General features: G+C 63.1%; 1 protein-coding gene. It reads left to right on the top strand.

Annotated elements, in window-relative coordinates; genetic code table 11:
• Positions 1-19: 19 nt before the first annotated feature.
• Positions 20-681: multicopper oxidase domain-containing protein (locus FLX08_RS40055; RefSeq protein ID WP_208761990.1), on the top strand; the 662-nt coding region annotated here is incomplete at its 3' end.

Raw genomic sequence — 681 nt, 5'->3', positions numbered from 1 at the left:
CCGCCGTATCACCCTCTACGTGGACAAACTGCCGGACGGCCAGATGGGCTACGGCCTGGAACCCGGCAAGCCCACCATCCCCGGCCCCCTCATCGAAATGATCGAGGGCGAGACCCTCGAAATCGAACTCGTCAACAACACCAGCGTCACCGCCAGCCTGCACGTACACGGCATCGACTACGAAACCACCAGCGACGGCACACGCATGAACAACAGCGTCGTCGAACCCGGAGAACGCTACGTCTACACCTGGCGCACCCACGCCCCGACCACTCGCCCGGACGGCACCATCGCCCCCGGCAGCGCCGGCTACTGGCACTACCACGACCACGTCGTAGGAACCGACCACGGCACCGGCGGCATCCTCCTCGGCCTCTACGGACCACTCGTCGTACGCCGCACCGGCGACACCCTCCCCGACAAAACCTTCACCGTCGTCTTCAACGACATGAAAACCAACAACCTCACCACCGCACCCGACCTCACCGCCCAACTCGGCGAACGAGTCGAATTCATCGTCATCGCCCACGGCAACCTCTTCCACACCTTCCACATCCACGGACACCGCTGGGCCGACAACCGCACCGGAACACTCACCAACCCAGACGACCAAAGCCGAATCATCGACACCAAAACCACAGGACCCGCAGAATCCTTCGGCTTCCAAATCATCGCCGGCGA

Source organism: Microbispora hainanensis (genome assembly GCF_006874475.1).
Classification (GTDB): Bacteria; Actinomycetota; Actinomycetes; order Streptosporangiales; family Streptosporangiaceae; genus Microbispora; species Microbispora hainanensis.
This window is presented reverse-complemented; position numbering and strand designations above follow the sequence as displayed.